Source organism: Pantoea sp. ARC270 (assembly GCF_003236725.1).
Lineage (GTDB): Bacteria > Pseudomonadota > Gammaproteobacteria > Enterobacterales > Enterobacteriaceae > Pantoea > Pantoea anthophila.
On the sequence record NZ_PUGA01000001.1, the window covers coordinates 82220 to 96563 of the forward strand.

Genomic DNA, 14344 nt, shown 5'->3' on the forward strand with positions numbered 1-14344 from the left:
CCGATAAAAGACGCATTATACAGTTACAAACAGACCGTGTAACCACTTAAATCATCATTGACAGGTTACCAAAAGGCAGCATAATCAGCATCAGTAACCCCTAATAAACGAATTTACCAGTTACAGGAGTGTCAGCTATGACCAACCACGCTATTCAACATCGCTATCTGCAGGCCGATGGGGTCAATATCTTCTATCGGGAAGCGGGCGATCCTTCCCACCCGGTACTGTTACTGCTGCATGGCTTTCCCACCTCGTCACATCAGTTTCGTCACCTTATTCCGCTGCTGGCTGACAGGTTTCACCTTATCGCGCCCGATCTGCCCGGCTTTGGCTTTACTGACGTTCCCGCTGAGCGTCACTACAGCTGGACTTTCGACGCACTCGGTCAGACGCTGACCGCTTTCGTGGATGCGCTGGGTCTGAAACGTTATGCCCTGTATGTTTTCGACTATGGTGCCCCTGCCGGTCTGCGTCTGGCCCTCGCCCGGCCTGAGCGTGTCAGCGGACTGATATCGCAAAACGGCAATGCCTATCTGGAGGGACTGGGAGAAGCCTGGGCGCCGGTGCGTGCTTACTGGGACGACCCCAGCGAAGCTAAGGGTCAGGTGGTGCGCGACACCGTCCTGACGCCGGAAGCGATCAAGTGGCAATACACGCATGGCGTCAGCGATCCGCAGTTAATTGCGCCGGAGACGTATACGCTGGACACCCTGCTGATGGAGCGACCCGGTAATAAAGCGATTCAGCAGGCGCTGTTTCTCGATTACGCCAGTAATTTGCAGCGCTACCCGGAATTTCAGGCCTTTTTCCGTCAAAAGCAGCTGCCGACGCTGGTGATCTGGGGGAAACACGATCCCTTCTTTATCCCGCCGGGGGCAGCAGCCTGGCAACGTGACAATCCGCAGGCGGTGGTTGAGATGCTGGATAGCGGGCATTTCGCGCTGGAGACCCATACTCAGCACATTGCAACGCGTATCCGGGAGATGTTCAGCGGCGACTGACAAAAGGGGCACAGAAGCTATCCGATACCGCCTCTGTGCCTCTCCCTTCCTTTATTCATTACTGAACCGGCCGACCGTACTGGCCGCGCCCAGCGCATGCCCCTTCAGCTGTGCAATCAGTTCCGCCTGGGTTAACCCCGCTTTTAACTGGCCCGGCGGCAAATCGGTGGCGATCAGCACAAAGTTATAGTGGTGCAGACCGCTACCCGCTGGCGGACAGGGGCCATAATAGTGTGTGGTTCCCGGCGTATTCTTTCCGCCGGTATACCCATTCCCCTTCGTCAGAGCGCCCTGAGCAAACGATGAACGCGTGGGGGCAATGTTGTAAGCCACCATGTGGGTGACGCCAAGCCCCCTGGCCCCCACCGGATCGGTCATCAGCAGCGCCAGACTGCGGGTGCCCGCCGGAATAGCCGACCAGTTGAGTTCAGGAGAGATATTCTCCCCGGTACAGGAAGGATTACTTTTATTGGCACCGGCAAACTTTTTATCGAGCAGCGCATTGTCGCTGAAGTCCCGGGATTGCAACGTAAATACGGATGCCGCCAGCGTGGTCATGGGCAGAACGGCCAGCGCCGCCGCGCAGAGTAATTTTTTCAACCGTCACTCCTTATCAGATAGCACCTGAGAAAATTGTCCCGCTAAACTGTTTTAGTGCCTGCTTACTCTGACGGCTGCGCGACAAAGGCCGCACAGCAGCGTCAGCATTTTCACTGCACCTTGTTCAGGGCCGCAAAGACGCGTGCGACCGCGACGGCCCCCGGATCGGGCACACCATTGAGGTTTGTGCTGTTCAGATAGGAGGAGCGACCCGCTTTTGCAGTTCCCATGGTGGCCGTCGCCTCACTGCCCTGCTGCGCCGCTTCTGCTGCCGCCTCCAGTGACTGGCCCGCCACCAGCGCCTCAATGGCCGGTTGCAGTGCATCGATCAGTGTCCGGTCACCCGGCTTTGCCCCGCCATACTCCTTCATCTTCTCCAGCCCCTGCTGCAGGGCGACAGGCAGGGTATCGCCCTCCGCCAGTTGCTGGGCGGCAGCGGTAAAAAAGATCGCCATCAGCACGCCGCTGGAGCCGCCCATCACCGTCGCCAGCCGCTCTCCCGTTACCGCGAGCAGCTCGGGTAAAGCATTCAGTGGCAGCTGATTATCATCACATTCGCGCTGGATCTGACGCGCACCCGCGGCAAAGGTCGAACCGGTATCACCGTCCCCGACCTGCGCATCCAGCCGGTTCAGCTCACTTTCGCAGGCCATCAGGGTTTCACAGATAGTGTTCACATAGGCGGCAACCTGGGGGTTTGCAGAGGGCTGGACCGGGTGGGCTGAGGCCGGAGTGGCGGCACTTACCGGTTCCAGTGGGGCGATTTTCACCGGGGTTACCCAGCCGGTGACCTCAACCGGCGCGCAGAGAGCCTCTTCGAAGAGGGGAGTCAGCCTCATGCAGGTCACGGAAAACCCTTTCATGTCCAGTGCGGTCATCAGCGGCGCAGGCCCCATCAGATAGTTACTGCCCCGGCTGAGCGGCGACGCAATCAGATCCCGCGTCACCAGACTCATCTCCGGCGCGGACATACCGCCCAGATTATTCACCAGCAGCGCGCAGGGTTCCTCATTCTCCGGCATCACCTTCTCCAGCAGCTGCTGAACAATCTGCTGACTGTTCTGGCTCTGCATCACTTCAACACCCGGTTCTCCGTGAATGCCCAGTCCCATTTCGACACTGCCTTCCGGCACCCGCTGGCTAACCGGCTCATCCGGCAGATTGCAGCCGGAGAGCGCCACGCCCATCGACGCGATGGCCTGGCTGGCCGCCTGCGCGGCCGCGGTGACCGCCGCCAGGTCATCACCCCGTTCGGCGACGAAGCCCGCCACCTTGTGTACCAGCAGGGTACCGGCCAACCCGCGCGGCTGAGGATTCTCCGGCAGGGCCACATCATCACCGACAATCACCATGTTGACGCTGTATCCCGCCTTACGCGCCTTCTCTGCCGCCAGGCCAAAGTTAAGCCGATCGCCGGTGTAATTTTTTACAATCAGCAGGCATCCGGCTTCCCCGGTAAGATTGACGATGGCGTGATACACCGCGTCTACGCTGGGTGAAGCAAAGAGATCGCCACAAACGGCGGCCGTCAGCATCCCTTTACCGATAAATCCGACATGCGCCGGTTCATGTCCGGCTCCCCCGCCGGAGATCAGCGCCACCTGCTGTTTCTGCCAGTCCCTGCGCATGACAATGCGGATTCGCGGCGCGACCTGTAGCCGCACCAGATTGCGCCACGGGCTGGCGTAAATCATGCCATCTAACGCGCTGTCGACAAGGTCGTCCTTGTTATTCAGTACAAATCGGGTCATCTCTTCATTCCTCATGGGCGTGCGAAGGGGAAGTAAACAAGTGTTGCACATAACCGCCAGACGGGAAGAAATCCCCTGCGAAACCCGGCGTATCATCCCGTCTCGTTCAGCGCCTGGCGCGGCATCTGGCAAAGGCATCGCGCCACTCCGGACTAATTTATTGATTTTTATCAAATATCTTTATCCGAAACTGAGAGGTTCTGCGCAGAACCCTGATAGGGAATGTCGGAAGTTAGAGCGCATTCACAAACAGAGGATGTTTTTATGACTCAACGTATGATTCTGAATGAAACGGCCTGGTTTGGTGCCGGCGCGTTACGCCATCTGCCGGAAGAGGTAGAGCGTCGTGGAATGCGCAAAGCCCTGATTGTTACTGACCGTGCACTGGTGGCAGCCGGTGCGCTGAAGCGGGTGACCGATCGGCTGGCCAGCCACCAGCTTGCCTGGGCTGTGTACGATGAGGTGGTGCCCAATCCCACCATTCGGGTGGTGCAGCAGGGCGTGGCGGCCTTCAGGGCATCGGGGGCAGACTATCTGATAGCGATCGGGGGCGGTTCACCTCAGGATACCAGCAAGGCGATCGGTATGATTATCAATAATCCCGAATTTGAAGATGTGCGCAGCCTGGAGGGCGTGGCCCCCACCCGCCATCCCTGCGTTCCGATTATCGCTATCCCGACCACCGCAGGTACCGCCGCTGAAGTCACCATCAACTACGTTATTACCGATGAAGAGAAACGCCGTAAGTTTGTCTGTGTCGATCCGCATGCCATTCCGAAAGTCGCGATTGTTGATGCGGAAATGATGGCGAGCATGCCCCCCTCACTGAAAGCCGCAACCGGCATTGATGCGCTGACCCACGCGATTGAGGGCTATATCACGCGTGGCGCCTGGACGCTGACCGATATGCTGCATCTCAAAGCCATTGAGATTATCAGCCAGTCACTGCGCAAATCGGTGGCGGGGGATCCCGACGCGGTGGAGCAGATGGCGCTGGGACAGTATGTCGCCGGGATGGGTTTCTCCAGTGTCGGACTCGGGCTGGTTCATGGCATGGCCCATCCGCTGGGCGCCTTTTATGATGTGCCACACGGCATTGCTAACGCCATTCTGCTGCCGCAGGTGATGGCGTGGAATGCCGCCTGGACCGGCGAAAAGTATCGCGACATTGCGCGCGCAATGGGCGTGAAGCAGGTCGACACCCTCTCGCTGGAGCAGGCGCGGGAGGCCGCGGTTGATGCCGTTCGTCAGCTCTGTCGGGATGTGGGCATCCCGCGTTCCTTACGTGAAGTGGGTTTACAGCAGGCCGATATCCCGGCCCTGGCGCAGGCCGCGCTGGATGATGTCTGTACCGGTGGCAACCCGCGCACGCCCGATCTGGAGGCGGTGATGGCGCTCTACCGTCAGAGTTAACGCGCGCCAGCGTATCCGCCGCTGACGTCAGGCCCGCTCACGCCAGCGGGCTTTTTATCGCACTCGATCTGTCGCGATTCGCCAGGGCGGATAAAGCCAGTCATCGCAGTGACGGCCGGGGTTTTCTCGATTTTCTGATGCCCGTTTCAGCCTGAAATCGCCCGCGCGTTTTCTGCAGGTTGCGGTGCATGCGCCACCTGACCGGATGATTTCTTTAGATGCTAAACCCTGAGTCACTTGATCTGGATCACAAAAATCCGCATCATGCGCAGCGAAAACCTTTACGATGCTGCGGAGATATTGATGACACTGTACCAGGGTATGCTGATTTTTTATGCCGTTGTTGCACTGTTCGCTACGCTGATCACCTTCTTTATCGCCAAAGATAAGCTCAGCATTAAACTGCTCAGCGCCTTTCTGGTGGGTGCCACCTGGCCGATGAGTTTTCCCGTTGCGCTGATGTTCGCGCTGTTTTAATTGACATTTTCGCCTTACCGACCACACTCAGATTAGACGTCACTGACCCGCTCTGCGCCGATCGCTGATGTCGGCTTGCTCATCACTCATATAAGGAGCGGATATGCGCGTAATCAGTGTGGCGATTCTGATTTCCCTTCTCAGTGCCTGCAGCGGACCTTGGGGCGCCGAAAAACCGGTCCCGGCGGCAGAAACCCGTCAGCAGACCTGCCAGCCTGGCACCAATCCCAGCCAGAATGACTGCGGTCACTTTCCCGAACCGGAATTTCACTGACACACCCGCACAGTGTGTTACGGGATCGCATTTGCGCTATTTCATCGCATAACAAGGCTTTACACGCCGATGGCCGGTCAGTAAAGTAGCGCCCAGACATCATTTCTGATGCGTAAGCGTTAACGTCAACCAACGCCCCCGCAGCGCTGCTGCCTGTGATGATCCCTGCCATGAAGCCTCTGCAACTTAGTGTTAAACCTCATGCTGCGCTCTCCGGCGCCTCATTTTTTTTATTTGTGCTGCTGCTGACCGCGGCCAACCTTCGCGCACCGGTGACTGTGGTCGGCCCGGTTCTGCAGGATATCCGTCAGACCTTTGGACTGAGTGCCGGTGAAGCGGGTCTGTTCAACTTTATTCCCCTGATCCTCTTTGCCCTGCTTGCGCCACCAGCCGCCTGGCTTGGCAATCGCATCGGACTCGAACGCAGCCTGTGGGGCGCACTCTGCTTGATGACCGCCGGTTCCCTGTTGCGCTGGCTGCCTGTGGAGGCGGCGTTATGGGGCGGAACCCTGTTGCTCAGCGCCGGGATTGCTGCCGCCAACGTCCTGTTGCCCCCGCTGATTAAACGCGATTTCACCGCCCATACTGCCCGCTATATCGGGCTTTACGCCGCCACCATGTCGATTACGGCCAGCCTGGCCTCCGGGATTGCCGTTCCGCTGAGCCAGCTTTCCTCCGCAGGCTGGCGACTGTCGCTGGTGGTCTGGGCGATCCCAGGGCTGATTGCGCTGCTGGCCTGGCTGCCACTGCTACGCCAGCGTCCGTTAAAGCAGGCATCCGGCGAGACGACAGTTCTCCATCGCCATCCGTGGCGCTCGGCAGGCGGCTGGCAGATTGCCCTGTTTATGGCGCTGCAGTCGCTGGCGTTTTATACCCTGATCGACTGGTTTACGCTATTCGCCCAGGACCAGGGTTTCAGTCAGGCCACGGCGGGCTGGCTGCTGTTCTGGTATCAGGCCATCGCGATTGTCGCCAATCTTGGCTGCATGATGGCGCTGAAGCGGGTGAAGGATGCCCGCCTCACCGCCTTCATCGCCTCGTCGGCTATCTTTCTCGGCATGCTGGGGCTACTGCTTAACCCGCTGTGGGCGGCGATCTGGCTGACCCTGGCCGGTCTGGGCGCAGGCGCCTCACTGGTGCTCTGCCTCTCCCTCTTTAATCTGCGGGCCAGCAATCATCGTCAGGCTTCACAGCTCTCCGGTATGGCCCAGTGCGTCGGCTATGCGCTGGCGGCGCTCGGTCCTTTGTTGTTTGGCGTGCTCCATGAGCAGAGCGGAAACTGGACGATCCCCTTCAGCGTACTGGTGCTGCTGAGCCTGCTTCAGATGCTGCTGGCCCCCCTGGCCGCACAGTCAAAACCCATCAGCTGAACGTGCGGCCATGCCGCCATCAGACCTTAACAATATGACCTGCCGGACGCTGATGCACAGCATCAGCGTCCGGCGGGAAGCGACAGGAGAAGCGAGTGTGTCTGAACTGAATAATGCGCTGTTGCAGGCGATTCTGGATGAGGTGCGTCCGCTGGTTCATCAGGGAAAAGTGGCGGACTATATCCCCGCGCTGGCCGATGTGGCCGCAGACCGGCTGGCTATCGCTGTCTGCCTGCCTGACGGCACCCTCTTTCAGGCGGGCGATGCCCAAACGCGCTTTTCGATTCAGTCGATCTCTAAAGCGCTGTCGCTGACCGTGGCGCTGACCCGCTATGACGATAGCGAAATCTGGCAGCGGGTCGGAAAAGAGCCGTCGGGTCAGCCTTTTAATTCGCTGGTGCAGCTCGAACTGGAACAGGGTAAACCGCGTAATCCCTTTATTAATGCGGGTGCCCTGGTGATCTGCGACCTGCTGGAAACCCGGCTTACCGCGCCGCGTCAGCGTATGCTGGAGATTGTCCGGCAGCAGAGTCAGCAGCCGGACATCAACTATGACCGCCACGTTGCCCGCTCCGAGTTTGAACACTCGGCCCGCAACGCGGCGATTGCCTGGCTGATGAAGTCGTTCGGGAATTTCGATAACGACGTGACCAGCGTGATGCAGACCTATTTTCACTACTGCTCACTGTCAATGAGCTGCGTTGAACTGGCACGCACGTTTATCTATCTGGCGAATGAGGGCCGGACGCTGGATGGCAGCCAGATGATTACCGCGCGTCAGGCGCGCCAGATTAATGCGCTGATGATCACCAGCGGGATGTACGATGGCGCGGGCGAATTTGCCTGGCGGGTCGGCATGCCGGCAAAGTCAGGGGTAGGTGGCGGGATCATTGCCATTATCCCCGGAGAGATGAGCATCGCCGTCTGGTCACCCGGACTCGATGGCGCGGGCAATTCCCTGGCGGGCACGGCGGTGCTGGAGTTACTGACGGAAAAGCTGGGCCGCTCTATTTTCTGACCCTGGAACCCGACGAAGTAGAGTAGTCATCTGTGCAAGGCGGTATGATGATGAACAGGCACGACGACTCCGGACGCCGGGGAGTGGGATCATAGTCTGCATAACAGACTGAGAGCATGTCTCAGTCTGTTTGACGGATATCCGCCAGTTCCGCTTCGCTCAGCCCGGTCATTTGCAGAATGGTATGGCGGTCCATACCGCTTTGCAGCATTGCGCGGGCGATCTTAAATTTTGCTGCACGTTCACCTTTTACCATACCGAGCCGGATACCCTGCTCAATGCCGATTTGTTCCAGCTGTTGTGCAATCGTCATAAGTGAATCCCCATGCTACGGTGCTGCATAATTTCGTCATCAGGTATAACTGTGACGTCAACCAATGGGAAAGCCTGATGATAAAGCCTTCCCGCCAGTACCGGATCGTCAAACTCATCCAGCCACCGGTTAGAATAGGGATAGGGGCTACGTTTACCGGTATAAAACAGCACCGGTATCACCAGCGGTAACCGCTTATGTCCATTCTCCAGATGGCGCTGCATCGCTGCAACGGCATAACGAAGTAACCGAAACGCCATGTGTTTGTCTGGTGCAGACTGATGCTCAATCAGAACATGGACAAATCCCTCACCTGAAGTCGTTTTCAGACTGTAAAGCACGTCGCTGAAATATTGCCTGAGATCCTTTTCCACAAACGACCCCGATTCGAGCTTCAGCGTGTCGGGATCACAGATCTCCCGCAGGTCTGGCGGCAGGTGCAGGGCCATAAAATCTCTGGCAATTTCAGGCTGCGTCAGAAACTGCCGGAATGTTGCATCATGAGGTGTATGCGTGCCGTTCTTCTTTTTCATCGTGCCATCCTGGCTCTGTTCATGATCCCCTTAACCTGATCCACCTGCTCTTTGTTTCGCGGTAATGAATCAGGCTATGACTGGAATATCACTCCGGACAAGGCAGGTAAAACGACACGCTTTAAATTTACGAGGTGGCCCGCTTTTCAGTGCAGAAAGCGTCATGCGCCGCCCCATGCCGAAACTGCCGAAGATGCCCCCACTCAGACCGGGTTCAGCTCACCACGTTAATCGGCTCGCCCTGAAGAGAGGCGGCGATATTTTTCATCACGCCTTTCACCAGATTCTCTGCGCCACTGCGGCTTGCCCAGGCAATGTGCGGTGTCAGCAGCAGACCCGGCAGATCCGCCAGCAGCGGATTATCGGCAGCAGGCGGTTCACTACTCAGTACATCCAGCGCCGCCCCGCCGATAACGCCCTGCGCCAGGGCAGCCGCCAGGTCGGCTTCATTGATCAATCCGCCACGCGCGGTATTAATCAGCAGCGCCTGCGGTTTCATCTTAGCCAGCGCCTCACGGTCAATCATCTGTCGGGTCTGATCGCTTAACGGACAGTGCAGTGAAATCACATCGCTGGTAGCCAGCATCTGCTCAAAGCTGACATAGCCGTCACGCACTGTCTGACTCCCTTTGCGCTCGGCGAACTGGACCTGCATCCCCAGCGCCTGCGCCAGCCTTCCTACCGCCTGACCGATTTCGCCCCGGCCCGCGATACCCAGCATAGCCCCGCCGATATCCTGAATCGGCCGACGATGCAGACAGAAGTGTTGCGCCTGCGGCCAGTCCCGGCGGGTGGTGCTGGCATAGTCAAATAACTGCCGGCGCAGCGCGAAAAGGGCTGCAATCACCGCCTCGGAGACGCTCTGCGTGGAGTAGCCGGGCACATTGCTGACGGTGATCCCGCGATCGCGACAGGCGTCGAGATCGATACAGTCATAGCCGGTTGCGGCAACACAGATAAAGCGCAGATCCGGCAGTTGCCTGAGTGTGGCGGCGCGTAACGGAACTTTATTGGTGATCGCGATAGTCGCCCCCTGCAGGGCAGACACGATCTCATTAACCGGCGTGTGTGTGCGGATCTCCCACTCACCCTGTAGCTGTTCGATCGGCAGTGAGATCGGCAGCGTATCGCCATCCAGCATAACTATTTTCATTATCTGTCCTTAATTGCTCAGAGTGTCATCCACAGGCTCAGCCGTGATGTTACCTGTATGTGTTCAGTGGGTAACAACTAAGTTAAATGAAGCTGAAATTAAAGTGAATATGTTCAAAGAGTGCGAATTTCTTTGTTTCAGCAGCCACTTTATTTAACCCTTTTATTCCCTTCGCGTTACACTGCCGCCCGGAAATTTGTCCCATTGTGCCTGTGTAAATGATGCCGAAATGCTTATTCAGACAACGACTCACAGCCGGTATTGCGATACTGGCCGTGCTGATGTTGTTTGTTGCACCGATGGTCTCTAAAAACCTTGCGGCAGATCATGCCAGGATGCAGCACGTCAGCATGAGCGCAGAGATGCCGATGATGCATCATCACGGCGAGATGTCCATGATGGACCCTGTGATGATGTCCGATGCAGGCTTTGCCTGCGGATACTGTGATTTACTGGTGCATGTGCCCCTGATGCTCTGGAACTTTGTCCCGTTCATCTGGTGGATGTGCCTCATCAGTCGCGCCCCGCCGCCCCGAGCGGTCACGCCGCTCCGGCGGCGGCGAACGCTGCGCCTTCATCGCCCCCGGGCACCGCCCTGTTACGCATCACACTGACACCATAACATTTCGATTGCGTGACAACGTCACCCGATCGCCCCTGTCTTTTAAAAGTGTGGAATGCTATGTCCTCTTATCAGGAAACATCCCCTGCACCACGCGGCACGCTGTTCAATCTGCTACGCCGCCTGCATTTTTATATTGGTCTGTTTATTGCGCCGTTCATTTTCATTGCAGCCCTCACCGGAACGCTCTACGTTCTGACTCCGCAGCTGGAACAGGCGATCTATCACGATGCCCTGACGACCCGTGCGCAGGGCGAGCCGCAGCCGCTCTCCGCGCAGGTTGCCGCTGCACGTGCCTGGGCAGGCCAGTCAGCGCACATCTACGCCGTGCGTCCCGCGCCGGGTCCCGGGGATACGACGCGGGTGCAGTTCACTGCCGCTGATGCGGGTCCCTCTGAGTCACGCTCGGTGTTTATCGATCCCTATACCCTGCAGGTCAGGGGAGATATGACCGTATATGGCACCAGCGGCGTGTTGCCGCTGCGCATGTGGCTGGATCAGCTGCATCGTGGCTTGTTACTGGGCGATTTCGGCCGTAACTACAGTGAACTGGCCGCGTCCTGGCTCTGGGTCGCCGCGCTGGGCGGGCTCATCCTGTGGGCCGGTACCCGCCCTCCCCGTACCCGAAAGACCGTCCGCAACGGGTTTGCCGCCGTGCGTCACTGGCACGTCACGCTGGGACTGCTGCTGGCCCTGGGCCTGATCTTCTTTTCGGTGACCGGGCTCACCTGGTCGCAGTGGGCGGGCAGCAACATTGAAAAGATGCGCAGCGACCTGAACTGGAAAACGCCGCAGGTGAAAACCGCGCTGAACGGTGACGCCCCGGCTGAATCTGCCGATCCCCACGCAGAGCATCGCGGCGCAATGGAAGGGATGACCATGTCGGGCATGACGATGCCCGCTAAGACTCCCGCGCGGGTCATTCCTAATCAGCCGGATGCCCGCTGGGATCAGGCCCTGTCTGCCGCCCGTCAGGCAGGACTGAAGGCGGCAAAACTCGAACTGCGCCAGCCCAAAAACGCCGGACAGGCATGGACGGTTTCGGAGATTGACCGCAGCTGGCCAAGTCAGGTGGATGCCGTTTCACTTAATCCGGCCGACTTTACCGTGGTCGACAAAGTGGCGTTCGCCAGCTTCCCGCTGGTGGCAAAACTGACCCGCTGGGGCGTCGATGCACACATGGGTGTGCTGTTCGGCCTGCCTAATCAGCTGATTCTGGCCCTCTTTGGCTTCGGACTCTGCACGATGATTGTGCTGGGCTACCGCATGTGGTGGATTCGTCGTCCGGCGGTTCCGCAGCTTAACCCTTCACAGACGCTGTTAACCGCCTGGCTGGCGCTGCCACGCTATGCGCAGGGCACCAGCCTGATTGTGATGCTGGCGCTCGGTTATGCCCTGCCGGTCATGGGCATCAGCCTGCTGCTGTTTCTGCTGCTGGATATCCAGCGCTGGCGCAGCGCCCGGCGTCGCAGCCAGGCCCGCACCGAGATTGCACCCGACAAGCAGTCGCCGCTGGCGATCGTGCAGTCCCGCTTCGCCGTAAAGCGCAAAGAGATGCGCTATTTTCTGCGCAGCGTGACGGTTCTGGCGCTGATTGTGATTTCGGTGATGGCGAATGCGATGATAGGCGGCGTGATTGATCAGTATCAGATCCCCTTCAGCCACTGGTCGCTGACGATGTATATCACGCAGGCGATGATGATTCTGCTCTACTCCACGGTGTTTACCGGACTGCTGTCGATTCCACTCTGGTATTTCTTCCTGGGTGAAAGCGATGAGCAGGGCAAATAGGCTGCCGCCTCCGCGGGCAGTCTCTCCTTCAACATAACTGACGAAGCCGGGCAAATTTCCCGGCTTTTCATTCTCTCACTAAAGGCTATGATCGTTGTCACTGACCCTTCTGTTTAAAGGCAAATCATGAACATCCTGCGTGCTAATCCTGAACAGCTGTTTGAGTACGGCCCCTTTACCGTCCGCCGTCAGCGACCTGGCGAGGCGCTAAGCCCGCTGGTCAGCGTTGACCTGATGTCGCTGAAGCTGGATGCCCGGATCCCGATGCAGCAGCACTGGAATGAAGAGGTTTTTACCTATCTGTGGCGGGGATCGATGCAGCATCAGGACAGTAACGGCGAGCGGACCCAGCTCTCGGCTAAGCGGGTGATGGTGGTCAATGCGGGTGACGGCGTTCAGTACGAAGAGTCGGTGCCTCTGTTTGAAGCGGAACTGTTACAGGCGGTTATCCGTCCCGCCCAGCCCGGGGGTGAAGCGATGACACAGGTGCTGGAGCGCGATCAGGGCATTATGAGTAATGGCTGGACCGAACTGGCCGGGCCGGATGAGTCAGACGCCCCGCTGGAACTGCGCCAGGCAGCCTATATCTATGACACCCTGCTGGAGCGCAACCATACGCTGGACGTGCCTGCCCTGCCGGGCTTTGTGGCTTATCTCGTCGTGCTGGAAGGCAGCATTCGTATCGGCGAGGCGCGACTGGGTCGGGGTGATGCGGTCAGCGGGCTGGCGGCCGGGAGTGAAATCACGGGTGACCGGGATGCCAATCTGGTCTGCTTCCTGATCAAGCCCGATCACGCTGCATAAAAAAACGCGCTGCCTTTCCCGGTGAGGTCGCGGGCAGCGCTCCGCTTCACTTAAAAGCGCCGCGCGGGACGATTCCCACGCGGCGATCAATGTCCTTACTCCCGGTTACGGGGCTGCTTCGCCTGAACCCGTTTATAAACGTGGTCAAACTGACGCACATCGTCGAGTAACCAGTGGCGCTGCGTCAGCGGCGCATCATCCAGTGCCTGCGGCAGCGGCACCCCATCCAGTGAACCCCGACAGCAAAAGGCGCGCGCCAGGGTCGGCGTGGCAATACCAATGTAACGGGCAAATTCGGGCAACGTCATCAGTGCAGCACTCATCTTCCACCTCCGGCAATTAACTTTCCTCTGCATTCTCAGGCTAAATCTTTACTGCTTTTATTGATCTGAAACATGGATGTGGTACTAATCTTCTGCCTGCTGATGAGAAAGCTCGCCTCGCCCACCGCAAACCGAGAAAGAAGTGAGGAACCTGTGCGCCATTATGGATTGATGATAGCCCTGCTGTTTTCCGGCGTTGCGTCCGCCCACACCCTGACACCCGGCCAGCCGGTTCCGCCGGTCTTTGTGGCCGATAAAGGCGAAATGGTCCTGAATCAGGGCGATATCGGCTACCAGCGCTGGAACAGTCAGGCGCTGACCGGCAAAGTGCGGCTGGTGATCCATGTCGCGGGCCGTCTTTCAGCCAAAGAGCAGAGTGCTGCCCTGATTGAGGCCGTTCAGCAGGCCAGTCTGCCGCGCGATCGCTTTCAGACCACCACCATCGTGAATACCGACGACGCCCTGCCCGGCAGCGCCATTTTTGTGGTGCGCAGCATCGCCTCCAGCAAAAAAGCCGCTCCCTGGCAGCAATTCATCATCGACAGCAGCGGCGTGACGGCGCATAGCTGGCATCTTCAGCCAGAAAGCGCAGCCGTCGTGGTCGTTGATCAGCAAGGTATTGTGCGCTTCGCTAAAGATGGCGCATTATCTGCTGACAACGTCGCCAGCGTGATGAAACAGCTACGGGCATTGCTGGGCTGATGGTCGCTTAGTTTTCACCCGGCTGACGCCGCAAATCGCGGAATGCTCCTGAATTTCCCGACATTTTTTATTACCGTAAGCTACGCTTAGTTGTAATAGATTTACCCGCCGTTCTTTGAAAACCTGCCCACTATGCCGGGGCAGCCGGGGACGATGATTGAAGATGGCATCGAATCATTTCGACCTGCTGTGACTT

At 58.3% G+C, this 14344-nt stretch carries 14 protein-coding genes and 1 pseudogene; 10 read left to right on the plus strand and 5 right to left on the minus strand.

Annotated elements, in window-relative coordinates; genetic code table 11:
- Nucleotides 1–137 precede the first annotated feature (137 nt).
- The gene (locus CKF42_RS00370) at nucleotides 138–1004 is read left to right on the plus strand and encodes an alpha/beta fold hydrolase (protein ID WP_111207159.1); all 867 of its coding nucleotides are present in this window, start codon (nucleotides 138–140) and stop codon (nucleotides 1002–1004) included.
- A 51-nt stretch (nucleotides 1005–1055) separates the two neighbouring features.
- On the opposite strand, the gene CKF42_RS00375 is transcribed toward CKF42_RS00370, so the two are convergent.
- Both CKF42_RS00375 and CKF42_RS00380 read right to left on the minus strand, forming a co-directional pair.
- The gene (locus tag CKF42_RS00375; RefSeq protein WP_111207160.1) at nucleotides 1056–1604 is read right to left on the minus strand and encodes a YbhB/YbcL family Raf kinase inhibitor-like protein; all 549 of its coding nucleotides are present in this window, start codon (nucleotides 1602–1604) and stop codon (nucleotides 1056–1058) included.
- A gap of 110 nt (nucleotides 1605–1714) precedes the next feature.
- A complete protein-coding gene (locus CKF42_RS00380) occupies nucleotides 1715–3355 on the minus strand; it encodes a dihydroxyacetone kinase subunit DhaK (RefSeq protein WP_111207161.1) in 1641 nt (546 codons plus the stop codon).
- A gap of 264 nt (nucleotides 3356–3619) precedes the next feature.
- Here CKF42_RS00380 and fucO point away from each other — a divergent pair, with 264 nt between their 5' ends.
- From fucO to glsB, 5 genes are all read left to right on the plus strand, one after another.
- Nucleotides 3620–4768, plus strand: coding sequence for a lactaldehyde reductase (gene fucO / locus CKF42_RS00385; protein ID WP_111207162.1), 1149 nt, complete (start codon nucleotides 3620–3622; stop codon nucleotides 4766–4768).
- A gap of 303 nt (nucleotides 4769–5071) precedes the next feature.
- On the plus strand, nucleotides 5072–5245 hold the full coding sequence (locus tag CKF42_RS00390) for a GhoT/OrtT family toxin (protein WP_009093071.1): 174 nt from the start codon (nucleotides 5072–5074) through the stop codon (nucleotides 5243–5245).
- Between the two features lie 103 nt (nucleotides 5246–5348).
- Nucleotides 5349–5519, plus strand: a complete 171-nt coding sequence (locus tag CKF42_RS21195) for a hypothetical protein (RefSeq protein ID WP_167428668.1) — start codon at nucleotides 5349–5351, stop codon at nucleotides 5517–5519.
- Nucleotides 5520–5689: 170 nt separating this feature from the next.
- The gene (locus CKF42_RS00395; RefSeq protein ID WP_111207313.1) at nucleotides 5690–6889 is read left to right on the plus strand and encodes an MFS transporter; all 1200 of its coding nucleotides are present in this window, start codon (nucleotides 5690–5692) and stop codon (nucleotides 6887–6889) included.
- Between the two features lie 52 nt (nucleotides 6890–6941).
- A complete protein-coding gene (glsB, locus tag CKF42_RS00400) occupies nucleotides 6942–7907 on the plus strand; it encodes a glutaminase B (RefSeq protein WP_111207314.1) in 966 nt (321 codons plus the stop codon).
- Between the two features lie 121 nt (nucleotides 7908–8028).
- Here glsB and CKF42_RS00405 read toward each other — a convergent pair.
- Both CKF42_RS00405 and CKF42_RS00410 read right to left on the minus strand, forming a co-directional pair.
- Nucleotides 8029–8753: pseudogene (locus CKF42_RS00405) on the minus strand (Rpn family recombination-promoting nuclease/putative transposase).
- A 214-nt stretch (nucleotides 8754–8967) separates the two neighbouring features.
- The gene (locus CKF42_RS00410; RefSeq protein WP_111207163.1) at nucleotides 8968–9906 is read right to left on the minus strand and encodes a D-2-hydroxyacid dehydrogenase; all 939 of its coding nucleotides are present in this window, start codon (nucleotides 9904–9906) and stop codon (nucleotides 8968–8970) included.
- 221 nt (nucleotides 9907–10127) lie between these two features.
- Here CKF42_RS00410 and CKF42_RS00415 point away from each other — a divergent pair, with 221 nt between their 5' ends.
- The 3 genes from CKF42_RS00415 to CKF42_RS00425 all read left to right on the plus strand — a co-directional run bounded on the left by CKF42_RS00415 (nucleotide 10128) and on the right by CKF42_RS00425 (nucleotide 13123).
- Nucleotides 10128–10520 carry a DUF2946 domain-containing protein gene (locus tag CKF42_RS00415; protein ID WP_369974590.1) on the plus strand — a complete coding sequence of 131 codons (393 nt, stop codon included), beginning with the start codon at nucleotides 10128–10130 and terminating at the stop codon, nucleotides 10518–10520.
- A 68-nt stretch (nucleotides 10521–10588) separates the two neighbouring features.
- Nucleotides 10589–12319: a DUF2534 family protein gene (locus CKF42_RS00420; RefSeq protein ID WP_111207165.1), complete on the plus strand. Its 1731-nt coding sequence runs from the start codon at nucleotides 10589–10591 to the stop codon at nucleotides 12317–12319.
- Between the two features lie 126 nt (nucleotides 12320–12445).
- A complete protein-coding gene (locus CKF42_RS00425) occupies nucleotides 12446–13123 on the plus strand; it encodes a pirin family protein (RefSeq protein ID WP_111207166.1) in 678 nt (225 codons plus the stop codon).
- A gap of 95 nt (nucleotides 13124–13218) precedes the next feature.
- Here CKF42_RS00425 and CKF42_RS00430 read toward each other — a convergent pair whose 3' ends face one another.
- Complete coding sequence (locus CKF42_RS00430; RefSeq protein WP_009093079.1) at nucleotides 13219–13446, minus strand: hypothetical protein; 228 nt, start codon at nucleotides 13444–13446, stop codon at nucleotides 13219–13221.
- Nucleotides 13447–13617: 171 nt separating this feature from the next.
- Here CKF42_RS00430 and CKF42_RS00435 point away from each other — a divergent pair, with 171 nt between their 5' ends.
- Nucleotides 13618–14148, plus strand: a complete 531-nt coding sequence (locus CKF42_RS00435; protein WP_009093080.1) for a YtfJ family protein — start codon at nucleotides 13618–13620, stop codon at nucleotides 14146–14148.
- Nucleotides 14149–14344 lie beyond the last annotated feature (196 nt).

What these genes read in the sequence shown, in the direction of transcription:
- CKF42_RS00370 (WP_111207159.1), top strand. Translation starts at nt 138, where the DNA reads ATGACCAACCACGCTATTCAACATCGCTATCTGCAGGCCGATGGGGTC.
- CKF42_RS00380 (WP_111207161.1), bottom strand. Translation starts at nt 3,355, where the DNA reads ATGACCCGATTTGTACTGAATAACAAGGACGACCTTGTCGACAGCGCG.
- fucO (WP_111207162.1), top strand. Translation starts at nt 3,620, where the DNA reads ATGACTCAACGTATGATTCTGAATGAAACGGCCTGGTTTGGTGCCGGC.
- CKF42_RS00390 (WP_009093071.1), top strand. Translation starts at nt 5,072, where the DNA reads ATGACACTGTACCAGGGTATGCTGATTTTTTATGCCGTTGTTGCACTG.
- CKF42_RS21195 (WP_167428668.1), top strand. Translation starts at nt 5,349, where the DNA reads ATGCGCGTAATCAGTGTGGCGATTCTGATTTCCCTTCTCAGTGCCTGC.
- CKF42_RS00395 (WP_111207313.1), top strand. Translation starts at nt 5,690, where the DNA reads ATGAAGCCTCTGCAACTTAGTGTTAAACCTCATGCTGCGCTCTCCGGC.
- glsB (WP_111207314.1), top strand. Translation starts at nt 6,942, where the DNA reads ATGCACAGCATCAGCGTCCGGCGGGAAGCGACAGGAGAAGCGAGTGTG.
- CKF42_RS00410 (WP_111207163.1), bottom strand. Translation starts at nt 9,906, where the DNA reads ATGAAAATAGTTATGCTGGATGGCGATACGCTGCCGATCTCACTGCCG.
- CKF42_RS00415 (WP_369974590.1), top strand. Translation starts at nt 10,128, where the DNA reads ATGCCGAAATGCTTATTCAGACAACGACTCACAGCCGGTATTGCGATA.
- CKF42_RS00420 (WP_111207165.1), top strand. Translation starts at nt 10,589, where the DNA reads ATGTCCTCTTATCAGGAAACATCCCCTGCACCACGCGGCACGCTGTTC.
- CKF42_RS00425 (WP_111207166.1), top strand. Translation starts at nt 12,446, where the DNA reads ATGAACATCCTGCGTGCTAATCCTGAACAGCTGTTTGAGTACGGCCCC.
- CKF42_RS00430 (WP_009093079.1), bottom strand. Translation starts at nt 13,446, where the DNA reads ATGAGTGCTGCACTGATGACGTTGCCCGAATTTGCCCGTTACATTGGT.
- CKF42_RS00435 (WP_009093080.1), top strand. Translation starts at nt 13,618, where the DNA reads ATGATAGCCCTGCTGTTTTCCGGCGTTGCGTCCGCCCACACCCTGACA.